A 17572-nucleotide genomic window follows, 5' to 3' on the forward strand; every position below is an offset into this window, starting at 1 on the left:
GGCATGACGCAGGTCTGATCAGGCGCGCGCGAGCTTGGGCTCGTGTCCCTCCCTACCCCCCGAGGAGTGCCGTGACCAGAATCCGATCCCTGCGTGCGCGCCGCCGGCGGCTGCTCGGCGTGCCCGCGCTCGTGGCCGCCGCGGTGGCGCTGGTGTCCCGCCCCGCCCACGCCGCGACCGAACCCGCCCCGGAGCCCGAGTGCGCCGCCGACCTCATCCAGGGGGCGTGATGGCGACCATCCCCTGGCTGGCCGACGTGCTGCGGGCGGCCGGTGTGCAGGTCGTCGAGGAGGGCGACTGGCGCAACCGGATGCGCCCGGGGTCCTTCGACCCGATCGGCGTGCTGTGGCACCACACTGCCGCCACGTCCAGCGCGTCCAACCCGCACCCGGCCCTGAACGTCTGCATCAACGGCCGCTCCGACCTGGCCGGGCCGCTGTGCCAGGCGCTCGTGGACTACCACGGTGTGTTCCACATCATCTCGGCCGGGCGCTGTAACCACGCCGGGTCGGCGCGGGCCAGCGGCCCCATCCCGGCCGGTGACGGCAACACCATGCTGATCGGCTGGGAGATCGACTACAACGGCGTGAACCAGCAGATGACCGCCGCGCAGTACAACGCCTCGATCGCGGCGACCGCGGCGGTGCTCAAGCGGCTCGGCCGCGACTCCAGCTACGCCCGCGGCCACCGGGAGACCAGCACCACCGGCAAGATCGACCCGTACGCCATCGACCTCAACGTGATGCGCGCCGACGTGGCGCGGGCCATGAACCCGCCCACCGGCGGCTGGACGTCCACCGTGGACAACACCACCGCGGGGCGGTTCACCGCCAGCACCAGCTGGGGCACCTCGTCCTACTCCGGCCAGCGGTTCGGGGAGAACTACCGGTTCGCCGACCCGGTCGCCGCCAGCGACGCCGCCTGGTACAAGTTCGCGATCCCGGAGACGGGCAACTACCGCGTCGAGGCGTGGTGGCCGGCCGACCCGGGCTACAACAGCGCCGCGCCGTACGTGATCGTGACCAGCGGTGGCAACCAGAGCGTGACCGTGGACCAGCGGGCGACCGGTGGCCAGTGGCGCGTCCTGGGCACCTTCAACCTCACCGCGGGCGACGCCAACAAGGTCGCCGTCAGCCGGTGGACCAACGGCACCGGACTGGTCATCGCCGACGCGGTCCGCGTGACCCGGGTCTGACAAGTATGCCCCTGGCGATCTTGATATCGCCAGGGGCATACTTGATATCATGTCACGTACTGTCATCGACCTCGACGATGAGAAGCTCGCTGCGGCCGCCCGGGAACTGGGCACCAAGACCAAGGTCGAGACGGTGAACGCCGCGCTCGCCTTCGTCGCCGAGCGCCGCCGCCGGGCCGAGGTGTTCGACGATCCGCTGGTCTGGGGCAGTCCCGACCTGGCCGACCCCGAGGTCCGGGCGAGCGCCCGCCGGTGACCGGCGTTCCCGCGGGGCTGTACCTGGCCGACACGAGCGCGATCGCGCGCGTCCGGCACGATCCGGTCCGCGCCGAGCTGACCCGGCTCGGCAAGGCCGGGCTGCTGGCCACATGCGTGGTCGTCGACCTGGAGGTCCTCTACTCCGCGCGCAGTTCGGCCGAGTACGCGCGGACCGCCGCGCTGCGGGCGGCCGGCTTCGTCGACCTGCCGCCGACCCCGGAGATCGCCCGGCGGGCCCGGGAGATCCAGGCGATGCTCGCCCGGCGCAGCCAGCATCGCGCCGCGGGCTGCCCCGACCTGCTGACCGCCGCCATCGCCGAGCACTACGGCGCCATCGTCCTGCACTACGACTCCGACTTCGACCACATCGCCGCGGTGTCCGGCCTGCAGACGCGCTGGGTGGTGCCGCGCGGGTCGGTGTCCTAGCCGGCTGCGCGGGCTGTGGCGCGCGCCCGCAGCAGCACGTGCACGGCGACCAGCGGGAGCACCCCGGCCGGATACCAGAGCATGTCCAGCGGGTCGTACGCGACGCCGAGCGCCAGCCGGGCCAGCAGACTGCGCTCCGACAGGTACGCCGGCACGCCGGTCAGCTGCGACAGCTCGACCAGCCAGCAGAACGCGACCGCCACCGCCCCCGCGACCAGGGGCGTCGTGCGCGGCCGGAGGAAGAACACTCCCGCGTAGATCATCGAGGCGTAGAGCGCGGTGCCGGAGTGCTGCTCCAGTGGCCCGCCCGCGAGCGCCCGGATGAGCAGGGCGATCGCCAGGACGGCGACGGCCGCGGCGAGTGCGAGCAGGCGGCGGGCCGAGTCGGTGCGGAGCATCCGCCGATGGTACGGAGCCCGCCCGGCCCCGCCGTGGTGAACCTGTGGAGATCGTGTGCCCTGCCCGGGTGGCCGGCCTCGGAACCGACCCCCGGCCGTTCCTGGCGTGGGACCGGCTGCCCTGGCCGTCCCGGACGTGGCACGGCCCGCCGCCGCGGTCCGGTGGCACCCGGACGCGGCGGCGGGAGTCTCGGGTCAGGCCAGGCGGCGGATCTCGCCGAAGGCGCGGTAGAAGCCGCCCCGGCTGGCCTGGCGCACCTCGGACACGACGTAGCGCGCGCCGGCCTCGCGGATGCCCTTCGGGAACTGCACCTGCCACGACTGCTGGAAGCCCTCGGACACCACGCGCACCCGCAGCCGCCCGCCCTCCTCGAAGCACTCCAGCACGACGCCGTCGGCGCCCGCCTCGGCGGAGACGACCTCGACCGTGGTGGACGCCGGGACCGCCTCGATGTGCGCGGCCTTCACGTCGACGATCTCGGGCACGGTGCCGGACTCGGCCGCCCGGATCGCCGACTCGGTGGCGTCGATGCAGGCCAGCGAGCCGTCCGTGGTCACGATGAAGAGGCGCTCGTCGTGGTACTGCATCGAGTACGCCGAGCCGCAGCCGGTGCCGAGCTTCCACAGCCGGGTGCCGGAGCTGTCGAAGCAGTACACCGACGAGCTGCTGTCACCGGCGAACACGTACGCCCCGTCGGGGCTGGTCGCGCAGGAGAACACGGGGGCGTCGCACTGGTACTCCCGGCGCGGCGAGCCGTCCTTGCCCAGCTCGACGACCTTGCGGGTGGACGTGCCGGCGTACAGCGCGTGCTGCTCCTGCCAGCCGAACAGCACCGCGCCGGTGCTGCGGGTCCACAGCTGCTCGCCGGTGCGCCAGTCGTAGCTGGTCACGCCGCCGGAGTGGCCGTGGTGCACGGCGTCGGCGTCGCAGCGGACCATCCAGCCCGAGGAGCCCTGGCTCTTGCGCCGCCACAGGAATTCGTCCTCGTGGTCGATCGCGGCCACGCCGCCGCCCGCGTCGGACACGCCGAGCACGCCGTCGTGGATGTCGAGCCAGTAGATGTCGATGTCGGGCGCGATCCGGTAGGCCAGGCGCGGCACCTTGCCGGACAGGTCGTACACGTTGCCGTCGTCGCAGCCCGCGTAGAGCCAGGCGTCGTCGGCGACGATGCACTTGACCCCGTCGGGCAGCTTGAACTGCTGCATCACCTCGGCACTGTGCGACAGCGTGGTGATCACACCGGCCTCGTTGCCGACCATGCAGACCTTGCTGTCGACGAAGATGCCGAACGCGGACGTGCCCGACCGGTATCGCCACAGCACCGGCGCGGTCTTCGCGGTCGAGCGGGTGCTGACGATGGTGCGCCGCGACACCGCGCGCTTGGCCCGCGCGCCCTGCACCGCGGGGGCGTACCCCTTGCGTACCTTCTCGCCGATCTTCTTCGCCGCGGCGGCACGGGCCTTGGCGTTGTCGGCGAACGTGCTCTTCGTCGTGGCTCCGGCGTCGCCGATCCGGCCGTAGCGGATGGTCAGCTCGGTGTCGTCGACGACGACCTCGTAGAACTTGTGCGAGCCGCCGTCGGCTTCGGACAGTTCGAGGTAGGTGGTCTCAGCGGCCATGGGGGAAGGGGCCTTCTCTCGCGGAGGGGAACGCTTCGGCCACACCGTATCCGCCGCCCCCGACAGCGCACCGCGCGGCAAACCAAGATCGGCCGTTGAGCCGATCCGCGACCGCGCGACCTTGTCTACGCTGCGACGGATTCGAGAAACGGGGAGACGATGCGGGGACGCCTGACGGCCGGCATGACGCTGGCCGCACTGCTGCTGAACGTCGCGCTGGCCGGGTGCGGTTCCGGGCTGCCGGCCGGTGCGGACGGGGAGCTGGCCGACGACTGGGTGCCGATGGCGCAGGTCAAGGGGATCGTGCCGGAGGTGGGGAGCTGCTTCGACAGCCGGCCGGCGCCCTCCGTGAACAGCTTGGTCAAGCCGGTGCCGTGCGGCGAGAAGCACCTCGCGGAGGTCGCCCACGTCGGCACGTTCACGGGTGACGACGATCCCGGGCCGGAGCAGCTGGCGGCCGCGTACGCGGAGTGCGACACCAAGACCGCGGACTATCTCGGCGGCCCGTGGTGGCGGTGGCGACTCCAGCTGCACCTGACCATCCCGATGTCGCGGGCGTGGGAGGGCGGGGCGCGCTGGTTCCGCTGCGACCTGGTCGAGGTGAGCTCCGCCAACTTCGACGAGGCCTGGACGGAGCGCACCGGCAGCCTCAAGGGCGACAAACCGGCGGCGCTGCTCGTCGGCTGCGCCAACGCCGTGTCGAAGAACGACCGCATCGACTCGCTGACCGAGGCCCCCTGCTCCAGCGCGCACAACGCCGAGTACATCGGCTTCTTCCGCGCGCCGCGCACGATGCCCTACCCGGAGTCGGACCGGCAGTGGTTCGCGCTGTACCGGCAGTGCAGCGAACTGGCCACCGGCTATGTCGGGGTCACCATGTCGCAGTGGTACCGGCTGTCCACCATCGCCTGGCCGGCCTACCCGGAGGCGTGGGCGGCCGGCGACCGCCGGGTCCGGTGCGTCGTGTACTTCGGCACCAAGAAGGTCAAGAAGACCGTCAAGGGCACCAAGGGCAAGGGCCTGCCGGGCTTCTGAGGCCGCGGACCGGCCTCGGTCGCGGCGACCGGACGGGTCGCCGCGACCGCGGAGCGTGATGTCAGCCACGGTCGGCGGCGGTCCCGGCCGCGGCCAGGGATGATCGTGGACATGACTCCGGCGGCAGTGCTCTTCGACATGGACGGGACCCTGTTCGACAGCGAGCCGCTGTGGGACATCGCCATCGAGGAGCTGGCCCGCGAGTACGGCGCGGAGGTCTCGGCCGAGGTCCGGCTGAACATGGTCGGCCGCTCCGTCGACGAGTCGATGCTGCTGTTCCACGAGGGTATCGGCCAGACCTGGCGCGACGCCGCGGTCAGCGCGGCCTGGATCTACGAGCGGGTCGCCGGGTTGTTCGCCACCGACCTGGTGTGGCGGCCCGGCGCGCGGGAACTGCTGCACGAGGTACGCGCCGCGGGCGTGCCCACGGCCCTGGTGACCTCCACCAACCGGCGGGTCGTCGAGGTGGCCCTCGACACGCTCGGCAGGCACAACTTCGACGCCGTGATCTGCGGCGACGAGGTCGCGTTCACCAAGCCGCACCCGGACCCGTACCTGCGCGCGGCGAAGCTGCTGAACGTCGAGCCCGCCGACTGCCTGGCCGTCGAGGACTCGCCCACCGGCGTGGCCAGCGCCCTGGCCGCCGGCACCCGCGTGATCGGCGTCCCCAACGCGGTCACCCTCAAGCCGATGACCGGCCTCACCCTCCTCACCACCCTCGCCGGCGTCACCCTCGCCGCCCTCTCGGGTTGATCATGAACTTATGGCACGGTTCGACGGCGTGTCGCTGCCACAACTTCCTGATCGACTGGCGCGTCCGCGGGTTGTGGTGACAGCCTGCCGGTATGAAGGCGGCGACCGACTGGCATGACTGGCATGGGCCGTACGACGATCCGGACTCACCGCTGTCGCGCCGGTTGCGGCTGGTGCAGGAGCACGTGGACAGGTGGCTGGACGAGCGCCCGGAGCCGGTGCTGACCGTGGTCAGCGCATGCGCGGGCCAGGGGCGTGACCTGCTCGGCGTGCTGGCCCGGCGTTCCGACGCGGCCCGGGTCCGGGCGACGCTGATCGAGTACGACCCCCGCAACGCCGCCGCGGCGCGGGCCGAGGCCGACCGCCTCGGCCTGGCCGTCGCGGTCGCCTGCGCCGACGCCGGCCTGACCGAGTCCTATGCCGACGCCGTGCCCGCCGACCTGGTGCTGTTCGCGGGGGTGTTCGGCAACATCGGCGACGCCGACGTCCGGCGTACCGTGGCCGCGCTGCCGCGGCTGTGCGCACCCGGTGCGACGGTGATCTGGACGCGGACCCGGCGCGCCCCCGACCTGACCCCGTCGATCCGGACCTGGTTCGCCGAGGCGGGCTTCGCCGAGACGGCCTTCCACGCCCCGGACGACGTGCTGTTCTCGGTCGGCGTACACCGCCTCACCGCGGCACCTCCGCCCCTCGGCCCGCCCAGCCGCCTGTTCCGCTTCGCCTGAGCCCGCGCCGCCAAGCCTTCGCCCGCGCCAGCCGCCGCGCCTTGAGGGTGATCATGAAGTTGTGCCCATGACACGCCGTCGAGCCGTGCCATAAGTTCATGATCAACGGAAAAACGGGGCGGCCCGGTCGGGGAGACCGGGCCGCTGGTGGGTGGGGTGGGGTCAGTTGGTGGCGAGGCTGCCGTCGGAGGAGAAGACCATGCCGAGGGTGGCCTTGCCGGTGGTCAGGGCGGTCTTGGTCTGCGGGCCGCCGGTGTCGGCCTGCTGGAACGAGCCGAACGTGATGCCGTAGGTCTTCTCCAGGCCGGGCTGGCAGAAGGCGCGCTGCGGGCACTCCGGCGGGCCGGCGAGCACCGACGCCTGGCCGGAGCACTTGGCGGCGAAGTCGGACAGGGTCTTCAGCTGGTGCTGGTCGGCGAACGCCTTGGTCACCGCGTACGCGTTCTGGTCGGCGGCGGCCGAGGGCGTGCCGACGGTCAGCCCGGCCTTGGTGGCCAGCTCCTTCAGGGCCGCCACGGTCGCGGTGACGTCACCGCTGGCCTTGGGTGCGGCGTCCTTGCCGTTCTGCTTCTGGTTGAGGAACTCGGTGAGGGTCGCCGCGTACTCCGGGAACACCGTCAGCTCGCCCTTCTCCAGGGCCGCCTCGTACAGCTCGCGGTTGCCGGAGACCTGCACGGTGGCCTGGAAGCCCGCCGCGTTCAGGGCGATCTTGTACAGCTCGGCGAGGGTCTTGCTCTCCGGGAAGTTCGCCGCGCCGACCACGACCGGGCCGGACCCGCCGGACAGGCCGGTGGCCAGCCCCGCCTGCGCCGCGAACTCCTGCGCCGCGACCTCGGAGGTCTTGCGCTCGACCTCGACGGCCTTGTTCAGCGCGATCAGCTTCGGGGTGTCCAGTGCGGCGCCGACCTTGTCGACGGCCGCCAGCAGCGCCGGGGTGGACCGCTTGGCGTTGGCGACCGCGATGACGTTGTCGGCGTTCTGCAGGTGCTTGTCGTCGGCCAGGACCACCAGCTGGTCGCCGGCCACCGGCGCGCAGCCGGCGCCCGAGGCGGTCGCGGGGGCCTCGGTGCCCGAGGAGCCCGCCTGCCCGCAGCCGGTCAGCGCGAACGCCGCCGCGGCGACACCGGCCAGCAGGAGGACGGACGCCCTCCGGGTGTGCGTTGCCATATTCAGCCTTCCGTCGTCTGCACTGCGAATGATGTGCAAAGGTCTTTCTTACTCCGTACCTGAGACATCCTTGCGATGAATTCGTGAACCGTGCTCGGCCTACCCGGGTCCGACAATTCGCAAACCGTTCACATACGCAGGTCAGCCGTGCTTCGTGACAGGCGCGGCGTGATCGATGTCATGCCGGGTCGGCGCGGGCCTACGCTGGTCGGATGCGTACGACGCTGCTGCTCGACGTGGACGGGGTGCTCCTGGTGCCCGCGGGCAGCCTGCGGCCCAACGAGGAGCTGCTGGCCGTGCTGCCCCGGCTCGCCGTCGACGGTGTCTACCTGGTCACCAACCAGCATCCGCGGCGCGCGGCCGTGATCCGCGAGCTGCTGGGCGGGCGGCCGGGCATCAGCGGGGTGCTGGTGTCGTACGAGATAGGTTTTCTGAAGCCGGAGCCCGCCTTCTTCGCGCGGGCGCTGGAGGAGATCGGGCGCACGCCGCAGGAGTGCCTGTTCGTCGACGACAAGACGGAGTACGTCGAAGGCGGCACGGCCGCCGGCATCGACAGCGTGCTGTTCCGCGACGACGCGCAGCTGTTCGACGTGCTGCGCGAGCGCGGCCTGCTCTGACCGCCCCGCTCAGGCTGCGCCGCTCAGGCCGCGCCGGTCAGGCTGTGCCGTCAGGAACGGGCGGGCAGCGCGTCGGCGGCCGAGGCCGGCGGGCGGTGCCTGACCCGGCGCAGCGACTTGGGCAGCAGCGCCTTCTCGGCCAGGGCGAGCAGGCCCTCCACGGTCAGGCAGAGCAGCGCCACCAGCAGGCCCCCGGCCAGCACCTGACCGCCGCCCGCGGCCAGGCCCAGCCCGAAGCCCCGGCTGATGATCATGCCGAGCCCGCCGCCGTTGACGTACGCCGCCAGGGTCGCCGTCGCCAGCACCTGCACCGCCGCCACCCGGAACCCGTTGGCCAGGTACGGCACCGCCAGCGGCAGCTCGACCTTGCGCAGCAGCTGCCAGCCCGACAGGCCCATGCCCCGGCCCGCGTCGCGCACCTCCGGATCGACCTCGCGCAGGCCCAGGTAGGCGTTGGCCAGCAGCGGCGGGATCGCGAACAGCGACAGCGCCAGGATGATCGCGGGCGGTCCGAAGCCGATCACGGTGAGCGGGAAGATGGTGAGCAGGGCGATCGTCGGCACGGCGCGGCTGAGGTTGGTCACCGTCACCACCGCGGGACCGCCCCGGCCGACGTGCCCCATCCACACGCCCAGCGGCCAGGCCACCGCGCAGCCCAGCGCCACCGCCGCCGCGGAGATCCACAGGTGCTCCACCGTCCGGGAGATGATCCCGTCGGGATTGGTCCAGTTCAGCGGATCGTTGAGCCAGAGGATCGCGTCCTGGATGACACTCATGCCTTCTCCTCGCTGCGCTCGCTCATGCGGCCCTCCGGCGGGTCCAGGGCATGATGACCCGGCCGACGGCGAGCAGGACCAGGTCGAGGACCAGGGCCAGCGCCACGCAGAGCAGCGTCGCGGTCATGATCTGCGGGCGGTAGAAGTTGCTGTTGAAGCCGCCGATGATCAGCTCGCCGAGGCCGCCCCAGCCGGCCATCTCGCCGACCGTGACCAGCGCCACCGTGGAGACCGTGGCGATGCGCAGGCCGGTCATGATGCCGGGCAGCGCCAGCGGCAGCTCGATGCGCCACAGCATGGCACGCTTGCCGTAGCCCATGCCGCGGGCGCTGTCGAGCACGTCGGCGGGCACCTGCCGCAGCGCGGTCAGGGTGTTGCGCACGATGGTGAGCAGCGCGTACATCGTCAGTCCGATCAGCACCGTGGTCGGCGCGACGATGCCGGTGAACGGCGCGAGGAACGCGAACAGCGCCAGCGAGGGAATGGTGTACAGCACACCGGTGAAGCCCAGGATCGGCCCGGCCAGCGAACCGACGCGGTATGCCAGGATCGCCAGCGGGATCGCGATCACCGTCGCCAGCACCACAGCGACTATGGTCAGGTAGAGGTGTTCGCGCAGCGCGGCGAGCAGGGTGTCGGCGTTCTGGCTGACGTAGCTCCAGGAGAACCAGGGGTTGCGCGGATCGTCGCCCGGTGCGCCCCAGCCGAGCACGGCGTCGTTGACCTTGGAGGGCATAGGTGAACCGTACCGCTGCGGTGTCGATCAGGCTGGAGGGCGTACGCAAGCAGTACGACGACGGCACGGTCGCGGTGCGCGAGCTGAGCCTGGAGCTGGCCGCCGGGGAGCTGAGCGTGCTGGTCGGGCCGTCGGGATGCGGCAAGTCCACGATCCTGCGCATGGTCAACCGGCTCATCGAGCCGTCAGCCGGGCGGATGTGGCTGGGCGCGGACGAGATCACCGCGGTGGACCCGATCGCGCTGCGCCGGCGCATCGGATACGTCATCCAGAACGTGGGCCTGTTCCCGCACCAGACCGTGCGCGACAACGTCGGCACGGTGCCCCGGCTGCTCGGCTGGCCCAAGGCGCAGGTCGCCGAGCGCACCGCGGAGCTGCTCGACCTGGTCGGCCTGGACCCTGCCCGCTACGCGAACCGGTACCCGCACGAGCTGTCGGGCGGGCAGCGCCAGCGCGTCGGCGTGGCCCGCGCGCTGGCCGCCGACCCGGTGGTGCTGCTGATGGACGAGCCGTTCTCGGCCGTCGACCCGATCGTGCGCGGGCGGCTGCAGGACGAGTTCCTGCGGCTGCAGCAGGCGGTCCGCAAGACCATCGTGTTCGTGACCCACGACGTGGACGAGGCCGTACGCCTCGGTGACCGGATCGCGGTGCTGTCCGAGGGTGGCAAGCTGGAGCAGTTCGCGCCTCCGGCCGAGCTGCTGGCCAAGCCCGCGAACACGTTCGTGGCCGAGTTCGTCGGCGCGGACCGCGGCATCAAGCTGCTCGCGGTGACCCCGATCCCGCGCGAGGGCCTGCGCCCGCTGCCGGACGGCGACCACGACGGTCGACAGGCCCCGTCGGTGCCGGTCGACGGCACCCTGCGCGATGCGCTCGCCGCGCTCCTGGAGGGAGACACCGGCTGGGTCGTGGTCCGCGACGGCCTCGACGCCCTCGGCATCCTGACCCCCGAGGACGTCTACGCCGTCCTGCGCCGCTGACCTGCGCCGTCCCGGCGTCCACCCTGGCCGTCGGCCGGGGGTTCGCGCCGTCCATGCGGCGCGTCGCCGGTTCGCGCCGTCCATGCGGCGCGTCGCCGGTTCGTGCCGTCCGTGCGGCGCGTCGCGGTCCGGGCCGCAGGGCGGCCGGGTCGTCAAGATCGTCGAACTTGCCTGGCACCTGTGGGAAAGCGGGCTCAAGATACGCACAGGTGCCTGGCAAGTCGAGCGATCATGACGGGTTCGGCGGGCCGAACCAGGTGGTGAGGGCGGCGGTGAGGCCGGTGGGGTCGGCCGCGGCGGGAGCGGCCCAGGCGACGTAGCCGTCGGGGCGGATAAGCAGGGCCGGGGGAGTGCCGGGGTCGCGGGGGCGGGCGTCGATCAGGTCGACGCGGTCGCGCCAGGGAGCGGCCGCGGCGGCGAGCGCCTGGTCGCCGGTGAGGTCGAGCAGGAGCGGCCGGGCGGCGCGCTGCAGCGACGCGAGGCGGATACGCCGGCCGCCGTGGGTCAGCCGCAGGTCGGGGGCCATCCGGCCGAGCAGGGGCGGACCATCGCCCATCGGGTACGGCAGGTCGAGGCCCGCGACGGCGTCGGCGACCTCACGCAGGAACCCGGGTTCGCGCAGGCGCGCCGCGTACCGCTCGCGCCGGGCGGTCACCTCCTCGCCCGGGGCCATCAGCTCGGCCTGCTCCCGGGTGCGGTCCAAGGCCCGCCGGGCCTGCGGCACGCGCTCGGCGGCGTAGGTGTCCAGCAGCGCGTCCGGGGCCTGGCCGCGGGCCACCAGGGCCAGCTTCCAGGCCAGGTTGACCGCGTCCTGCAGGCCGAGGTTGAGATTGGACCCGCCGAACCCGGCGAAGACGTGCGCGGCGTCGCCGGCCACGAACACCCGGCCCGCGCGGTACGGGTCGGCCAGCCGGTTGTTGCGGTCGGTGAGCCTGCGCAGGATCCACGGCCGGCCGTCGGCGGGCGGATCGGCCACCGGTACGTCCGCGCCGACCACCCGGGACAGGCTGGCCCGCGCCTCGCCGACCGACATGGGCGTTTGCTCGCCGGGCGCCTCGGCGTCCCACTCGTGCGTGCTCAGCACGTGCACGCCGGGGATGAACGAGGCGAACGAGAACGCCCCGTGCGCGGTGCGGTGCAGCTGGTACGGCCGGTACACCGTGCCGTCGGCGGCGCGCAGCGCTCCGGCGGGGGTGAGCGCGGCCCGGGGCAGCACCACGTGCGCCATGCGGATCACGACCTCGCGGCTGGTCTCGCCGGGGAAGCCGATCCCGGCGGCCTTGCGTACGGCGCTGTGCGACCCGTCGCAGCCCACCAGGTACGCCGCCCGCAGCCGGTAGGGCCCGTCCGGGCCGTCGACCTCCACCGTGACGCCGTCGCCGTCCTGGGCCAGCCCGCTGAACGCGTGTCCACGGCGGACCTCCGCGCCCAGCGCGCGGGCGTGCCGTTCGAACGTCTCCTCCATCCGCCGCTGCGGCACCGCGAGCACGTGCAGCGGGTTGGCGTCGCGCAGGCGGCGCAGGTCGAGCCGGAACCCGGCGTGCGAGAACGCGCGCACGGGGCGGGGCCGGTCGCCGTACGCCCCGGTGAACCAGCGCTGGACCAGGGCCCGGGGGCCGCTGCCGTGGCGGGCCAGCACGCGGTGGAGGCCCCGCCGGTACAGCACGGTGACCACCTGGCCGACCAGCCCGTTGGCCCGCGGCACCGGGTCGGGCTCGGCACGCCGTTCCAGCACCACCACGCGTACGCCGCCCAGGCGCAGCTCGGCGGCGAGCAGCAGCCCGGTCGGTCCGCCCCCGGAGATCACCACGTCGGCGTCCATCGCCGGCCTCCCCTCGATCGCTTTTGTCAACCGTAGTTGACACTACGCGAGGGCGTCAACCTGGGTTGACGGGAGTCTCCGGATCTAGATGATTTGTTGTCGCCGGAGCGACAACAAATCATCTAGATCCACTCGGTGCCGGTTCGCTGTCACGGGGGGAGGTGGTGTTGGGGGTTGCTGTGGGCGGTTCCGGCAGGCGGCGGTCCAGTTGGCGCCAGGTGGTCGGCGAGAGCGCCGGCAGCAGCGTCGCGCCGAGGTAGCACGCGCCGAAGATCAGTAGGGCCGGGGTGAGGCCGACGTGCTCCACCGCCCACCCGCCGAGCAGGCCGCCCAGCGGGATGCCGGCGAACCCGATGGCGTTGGACAGGCTGAGCACTCGGGCTTGCAGGTGTTCGGGCACCCGCTCGAACATCGTCGCCGCCAGGATCGGGTTGACCGCGGCCATCGCCAGGCCGGATCCGAAGGCCGCCACCAGCACCAGCGTCAGCTCGTCGGACAGCGCCAGCACGGCCAGCCGGGGCGAGCCGCCGATCAGGAACCCGATCGTGAACACGGCATAGCGGGGCGCGCGCGGCGCGAGCGCGGTGAAGACCAGGTTGCCCAGCACCGCGCCGAGCCCGAACGCGCCGCTCACCCAGCCCAGCGCCTCCGGCGAGCCGAGGACCTCGTCGATCCAGACAGGGACGAACACCGCCCCGTTGGCCTGGTCGGCCAGGTTCGTCACGAACAGCATGGCCAGGATGCCCAGCATCAGCCGGTCCCCGCGCAGGTACGCCACCCCGCCGCGCAGCGCGGTCAGATACGGCTCCGGCGGCGGGGCGGCGGTGTCCGCGGCACGGGCGGGCACCAGCGCGGCCACCAGCACCGCGCACGCCACGAACGAGACGCCGTCGAGCAGCACGGTGCGCGGCGCGCCCAGCGCGGCGATCAGCACCCCGCCGAGGGCCGCGCCGAGCAGCCCGGCCAGCCGGTTCGCGCCGTCGTAGACGGTGGTGGCGCGGGCGGTGTCCACCCCGGACGCGGTGATCGTCGAAGGCAGCAGCACCCGCTTGGCGCAGTCGCCGAGCCCGCGCAGCCCGCCGGCGAGCACGAGCAGCACCAGCAGCACGCCGAACCCGCCGCGCTGCCCTAACGCCACCGCCGCCATCACCGCGGCGCTGGCCAGGTCGGCGACGATGGACACGCGGCGCGGCCCGATCCGGTCGACCAGGGGCGCGCCGAGGGGTCCGATCAGGACGTACGGCAGCAGCTCGGCGGCGGCGGCCAGGCCCATCCGGGACGGGCTGCCGGTGGTCTCCAGCACCAGCCAGGGAATCGCCAGGAACGTCAGCACGCTGCCGATCCGCGACACGGTGCCCGCGATCAGCAGTCCGACCAGGCCCTTCACGAGGCCTCCCCGGGCGTGCCCTCCTCGGCCGGGGAGACCTCGGGCGGAGTCATCTCAGGCGGAGCCACCTCAGGGAAGGGCAGCACCTGGAACTGCACGTGCACCCGGGCGGTGCCCTCGGGCGCGGGGGAGTCGAGGTCGAACCGCCGGTAGCGCTCGAACACCGCGAACAGGTCGGCCTGCAGCTCCTTCGTCTCCTCGGGGGTGAGCTGCCCGGTCCAGTCGCTGATCGTGCCGACGCGCTGCCACTGCGGCGGGCGGGTGGCGTACTCGTCGAGGGCGCGGTCGACGCGCGCGGCGTACTGGGCGGCGACGGCGCGCAGGTAGGCCTCGAAGTCCCCGAACGACTCGGGTTCGACGTGGTCCACGGTCGTGCCCCGGTGCGCGGCCCGCCACCAGCGTTCGCGGTTGTTGCCACGGCCCGGTTCGTCGGTCACGAAGCCGTAGAGGGCGAGCTGGCGCAGGTGGTAGCTGGTGGCGGCGCTGGACTGGCCCAGCTGCGCGGCGAGCAGCGTGGCGGTGGACGGCCCGCGCTCGCGCAGCAGCCCGAGCAGGCGTACCCGCAGCGGATGGGCGAGCCCCCGCAAGGTTCGGGGGTCAAGAGTGATCCGATCGGCGGCCATAACCGCCAACATATCTTTGCAAAGACTCCTTGGCAATCCCCGGGTCCGGCCCCCCTCGCCCATGACCTGTCCGGAAACGGCGATCACCACAGCGCCCGCGGTGCGCGGCCCCCGCCGCGCGCGAGGGCCGGCGGCCGGCTGCGAGCCCCAGGTCAAAGCGGGTCATGCGTTAAGAAGGGCACCTTCTACAACGCGGAGCGTTGTGAAGGTGCCCTTCCTTTCCTCAGTCGTGGGCTATGGCGGTGAGGATGTTGATGCGGGAGGCGCGGGTGGCGGGGAGGGCGGCGGCGAGGACGCCCAGGGCGGCGCCGGCGGCAAGGTAGATGCTGATGGCGGGCCAGGGGATGGCGAGGGTTTTCAGGCCCTCGTCGGCGAGGCCCTGAACGACGGCCGCGCCGAGGCCGATGCCGACGGCCACGCCGAGCAGTACGCCGAACACGGTGATCACCACGGCCTCGACGGTGATCATGCGCATGGTGGCCGCCCGGCTCAGGCCGATGGCGCGCAGCAGGCCCAGTTCGCGGGTGCGTTCCAGGACGGACAGGGCCAGGGTGTTGATGACGCCGAGCACCGCGATGACGATGGCCAGGCCCAGCAGGATCTGGATCATGAGGAGCATCTGCGCGCCCTCGCCCAGTTCCCGGTCCAGGTACTGCTGCTCGTCCTCGACCAGCATCTCGGGGCTGTCGACGAGCAGCGCCTCCAGGCCCTGGCGGGCCGCGGCGGCGTCCGCGCCGTCGGCGAGCCGGACGTACGCGAACGACGGCTGCGGGAAGCGCATCCCCGGCACCACGTCGGTGCCGAAGATGTACCCGCCGTAGAACGGCACCCGCTGGTAGACGCCGGTGACCCGGTACGCCGCCGGCGAGCCCTTGGGCAGCTTGACGGTGACCGTGGAGCCCACGGTCAACCCGGCCTGGGCCGCGTTCTGGTCGTCGACGACGACCTCGCCCGGTCCGGGCTGGGCCAGCGAGCCCGCGACGGTGACCAGCGACAGGTCCCGCACGACGGCCGGCAGGTCGGTCACCGCGGACGCCCCGCCCGGCTCGTCGTTGATCAGCGCCTGGTCGTTGTACTCGGCGGTGACCGTGGCGATGCCGGGCACCGCCCGCATCCGGGGCAGCAGCGCCTCGTCGAACGTCGGCAGGATGCCGGGCGACTCCTGACCCGAGATGATCAGGTCGGCCTGGAAGCCGGTCTCGGCGTCGCCGCGCAGGCTGCGGTCGGCCGAGGTGATCGTGGTGTTCACCCCGGTGATCAGGGCGACGCCGACCATCAGCGCGGCCGCGGTGATGGCGGTGCGGCGCGGGTTGCGCCCGGAGTTGAGCCGGCCCAGCCGTCCCGGCACCGACCAGGAGAACAGCCGGCCGAGCACGGACACCACCGGGCGGGCCAGCACCGGGCTCAGCAGCGACACCCCGATGAAGGTGGCGAGCACCCCGCCCAGCAGCAGCCACATCACCGCGTCACCGCTGGTGGCGAGCCCGAACGCGATCGCGCCCGCGCCCAGCGCGCCGATCACGGCACCGCTGACCGTCAGCTTGGTCAGCGGGCGGTCCGGGGTGGCGACCTCCTGCAGGGCGGCGACCGGGGGCACCCGGGACGCGCGCACCGCGGGCAGCAGCGCGGCGACCACCGTGACGCCGATGCCGACGGCGAACGCGCTGATCACCGCGGCGAGCGGCACGCCGATCGAGGCGAGCACGATGCTGCTGAAGTCGGCGGCGAACTTCGCCAGCAGCGCGCCGACGCCGACGCCCGCGGCCAGGCCGAGCACCGAGGCGAGCAGCCCGATGGCCAGGGCCTCGACCATGACCGAGCCGATGACCTGGCGGCGGCTCGCGCCCAGCGCCCGGCTGAGCGCCAGCTCCTTCGTCCGCTGCGCCACGATGATCGAGAACGTGTTGAGAATGAGGAAGGTGCCGACGAACAGCGCCACCCCGGCGAAGCCGAGCAGGATGTTGTTGAACAGGTCCAGGACCGTCTTGAAACCGCCCGCGATGGCCGCCGCGGCCTCCTGGCCGGTCTGCACCACGTACTGATCGCCGAGCCGCGACTTGATCGCGTCGCGCAGGGCCGCCGGGTCGGTGCCGGGTGCGGCGGTCACGCTCAGGCTGGTGTACGCGCCGGGCGTGCCCAGCATCAGCTCCTGCGCCACCGGCTCGGTGAACCGGATCTCGTGCACCGGTCCGCGGCCGGGCAGGCCGCCCTCGTAGCCGAACACGCCGACCAGCGTGAACTGCTGCTTGGGTTGGGTGGTCAGCACGCCGACCCGGTCGCCGACCTTGAGCTTGCTCAGCTCGGCCAGCGTCACGTTGATCGCGATCTCGTCGGCGGCCGCCGGCCCGCGCCCCTCGCGCAGCTCCAGGCCGCCGGTCTCACCGGTCCAGTTCGCGCCGAAGCGCGGCGGGCCGAACGAGGCGACGACCTTGCCGTCCGCGCCGATCAGGCGGGCGCCGTCGGCCTGCACCTCGCCGACGACCTGCGCGACGCCGGGCACGGCGGCCACCGCGTCGCGGTCGGCGGCGGCGAGCATGCCGGGCACCGGCTCGCCCTCCAGCTCGGACACGTCGATGGCCGGCCGGGCGGTGACCAGCACGTCGGTCTCGGCCATCGCCGAGGAGAACATGTTGTCGAACGAGCGGCCCAGCGCGTCGGTCAGCACGAACGAGCCGGACACGAACATCACGCCGAGCAGCACCGCCAGGCCGGACAGCACCAGGCGCAGCTTGCGGGCGAGCAGGCTCTTCAGGGTGGCGCGCAGCATCAGAGCTCTGTCCCCACCCGGTCCAGGCTCTTCAGCGTGTCCAGCACCCGCTCCGGGGTGGGCCCGGTGAGCTCGGCGACGATCTGGCCGTCGGCGAGGAAGACGACCCGGTCGGCGTACGAGGCGGCGACGGCGTCGTGGGTGACCATGACGATGGTCTGGCCGTACTCGGTGACGCTGCGGCGCAGGAAGCCCAGCACCTCGGCGCCGGAGCGGCTGTCCAGGTTGCCGGTCGGCTCGTCGGCGAAGACGACCTCGGGCCGGGACACGAGCGCGCGGGCGCAGGCGAC

18 protein-coding genes and 1 pseudogene are annotated in these 17572 nt (G+C 72.8%); 9 read left to right on the plus strand and 10 right to left on the minus strand.

Annotation, left to right across the window (positions count from 1 at the left end):
* Positions 1–71: 71 nt before the first annotated feature.
* The 4 genes from Cco03nite_RS35155 to Cco03nite_RS35170 are packed head-to-tail and all read left to right on the plus strand — an operon-like array spanning position 72 to position 1879.
* A complete protein-coding gene (locus Cco03nite_RS35155; RefSeq protein WP_203698260.1) occupies positions 72–230 on the plus strand; it encodes a hypothetical protein in 159 nt (52 codons plus the stop codon).
* Positions 230–1195: a golvesin C-terminal-like domain-containing protein gene (locus Cco03nite_RS35160; protein ID WP_203698261.1), complete on the plus strand. Its 966-nt coding sequence runs from the start codon at positions 230–232 to the stop codon at positions 1193–1195. Before Cco03nite_RS35155 ends, Cco03nite_RS35160 begins: the two co-directional genes overlap by 1 nt.
* Before the next feature lie 49 nt (positions 1196–1244).
* On the plus strand, positions 1245–1451 hold the full coding sequence (locus Cco03nite_RS35165) for a type II toxin-antitoxin system VapB family antitoxin (RefSeq protein ID WP_203698262.1): 207 nt from the start codon (positions 1245–1247) through the stop codon (positions 1449–1451).
* Positions 1448–1879: a PIN domain nuclease gene (locus tag Cco03nite_RS35170; RefSeq protein WP_203698263.1), complete on the plus strand. Its 432-nt coding sequence runs from the start codon at positions 1448–1450 to the stop codon at positions 1877–1879. Before Cco03nite_RS35165 ends, Cco03nite_RS35170 begins: the two co-directional genes overlap by 4 nt.
* Here Cco03nite_RS35170 and Cco03nite_RS35175 read toward each other — a convergent pair.
* Together Cco03nite_RS35175 and Cco03nite_RS35180 are read right to left on the minus strand one after the other, a co-directional pair.
* On the minus strand, positions 1876–2277 hold the full coding sequence (locus tag Cco03nite_RS35175; RefSeq protein ID WP_203698264.1) for a ribosomal maturation YjgA family protein: 402 nt from the start codon (positions 2275–2277) through the stop codon (positions 1876–1878). The two genes, Cco03nite_RS35170 and Cco03nite_RS35175, sit on opposite strands and share 4 nt — an antisense overlap.
* 195 nt (positions 2278–2472) lie before the next feature.
* The gene (locus tag Cco03nite_RS35180) at positions 2473–3897 is read right to left on the minus strand and encodes a WGR domain-containing protein (RefSeq protein WP_203698265.1); all 1425 of its coding nucleotides are present in this window, start codon (positions 3895–3897) and stop codon (positions 2473–2475) included.
* A gap of 159 nt (positions 3898–4056) precedes the next feature.
* On the opposite strand from Cco03nite_RS35180, the gene Cco03nite_RS35185 reads away from it, so the two are divergent.
* From Cco03nite_RS35185 to Cco03nite_RS35195, 3 genes are all read left to right on the plus strand, one after another.
* Complete coding sequence (locus Cco03nite_RS35185; RefSeq protein ID WP_203698266.1) at positions 4057–4932, plus strand: septum formation family protein; 876 nt, start codon at positions 4057–4059, stop codon at positions 4930–4932.
* Positions 4933–5058: 126 nt separating this feature from the next.
* Positions 5059–5685 (plus strand): HAD family hydrolase, encoded by a 627-nt coding sequence (locus Cco03nite_RS35190; protein WP_203698284.1) that lies wholly within the window; start codon positions 5059–5061, stop codon positions 5683–5685.
* Positions 5686–5777: 92 nt separating this feature from the next.
* Complete coding sequence (locus tag Cco03nite_RS35195; RefSeq protein ID WP_203698268.1) at positions 5778–6410, plus strand: class I SAM-dependent methyltransferase; 633 nt, start codon at positions 5778–5780, stop codon at positions 6408–6410.
* A 162-nt stretch (positions 6411–6572) separates the two neighbouring features.
* Here Cco03nite_RS35195 and Cco03nite_RS35200 read toward each other — a convergent pair whose 3' ends face one another.
* Positions 6573–7577 (minus strand): glycine betaine ABC transporter substrate-binding protein, encoded by a 1005-nt coding sequence (locus Cco03nite_RS35200; RefSeq protein ID WP_203698270.1) that lies wholly within the window; start codon positions 7575–7577, stop codon positions 6573–6575.
* Positions 7578–7789: 212 nt separating this feature from the next.
* Between Cco03nite_RS35200 and Cco03nite_RS35205 the strand changes: the two genes are divergently transcribed.
* On the plus strand, positions 7790–8194 hold the full coding sequence (locus Cco03nite_RS35205) for an HAD family hydrolase (protein ID WP_203698272.1): 405 nt from the start codon (positions 7790–7792) through the stop codon (positions 8192–8194).
* Between the two features lie 50 nt (positions 8195–8244).
* Here Cco03nite_RS35205 and Cco03nite_RS35210 read toward each other — a convergent pair whose 3' ends face one another.
* Positions 8245–8970, minus strand: coding sequence for an ABC transporter permease (locus tag Cco03nite_RS35210; protein ID WP_203698273.1), 726 nt, complete (start codon positions 8968–8970; stop codon positions 8245–8247).
* A 22-nt stretch (positions 8971–8992) separates the two neighbouring features.
* Complete coding sequence (locus Cco03nite_RS35215; RefSeq protein WP_203698274.1) at positions 8993–9706, minus strand: ABC transporter permease; 714 nt, start codon at positions 9704–9706, stop codon at positions 8993–8995.
* 2 nt (positions 9707–9708) lie between these two features.
* Between Cco03nite_RS35215 and Cco03nite_RS35220 the strand changes: the two genes are divergently transcribed.
* A complete protein-coding gene (locus Cco03nite_RS35220) occupies positions 9709–10683 on the plus strand; it encodes an ABC transporter ATP-binding protein (RefSeq protein ID WP_203698275.1) in 975 nt (324 codons plus the stop codon).
* Between the two features lie 229 nt (positions 10684–10912).
* On the opposite strand, the gene Cco03nite_RS35225 is transcribed toward Cco03nite_RS35220, so the two are convergent.
* From Cco03nite_RS35225 to Cco03nite_RS35245, 5 genes and pseudogenes are all read right to left on the minus strand, one after another.
* Positions 10913–12505, minus strand: a complete 1593-nt coding sequence (locus Cco03nite_RS35225) for an FAD-dependent monooxygenase (RefSeq protein ID WP_203698276.1) — start codon at positions 12503–12505, stop codon at positions 10913–10915.
* 118 nt (positions 12506–12623) lie between these two features.
* Positions 12624–13892 (minus strand): MFS transporter, encoded by a 1269-nt coding sequence (locus tag Cco03nite_RS35230; protein WP_203698277.1) that lies wholly within the window; start codon positions 13890–13892, stop codon positions 12624–12626.
* Positions 13889–14515, minus strand: a complete 627-nt coding sequence (locus Cco03nite_RS35235; protein WP_239167915.1) for a helix-turn-helix domain-containing protein — start codon at positions 14513–14515, stop codon at positions 13889–13891. Before Cco03nite_RS35235 ends, Cco03nite_RS35230 begins: the two co-directional genes overlap by 4 nt.
* A 223-nt stretch (positions 14516–14738) precedes the next feature.
* Positions 14739–17282 (minus strand): ABC transporter permease, encoded by a 2544-nt coding sequence (locus Cco03nite_RS35240; RefSeq protein WP_203698280.1) that lies wholly within the window; start codon positions 17280–17282, stop codon positions 14739–14741.
* Positions 17282–17572: pseudogene (locus tag Cco03nite_RS35245) on the minus strand (ABC transporter ATP-binding protein); the annotation flags it as partial. The pseudogene Cco03nite_RS35245 and the gene Cco03nite_RS35240, both read right to left, overlap by 1 nt.

The sequence above is a fragment of the Catellatospora coxensis genome, from assembly GCF_016862635.1.
Lineage (GTDB): Bacteria > Actinomycetota > Actinomycetes > Mycobacteriales > Micromonosporaceae > Catellatospora > Catellatospora coxensis.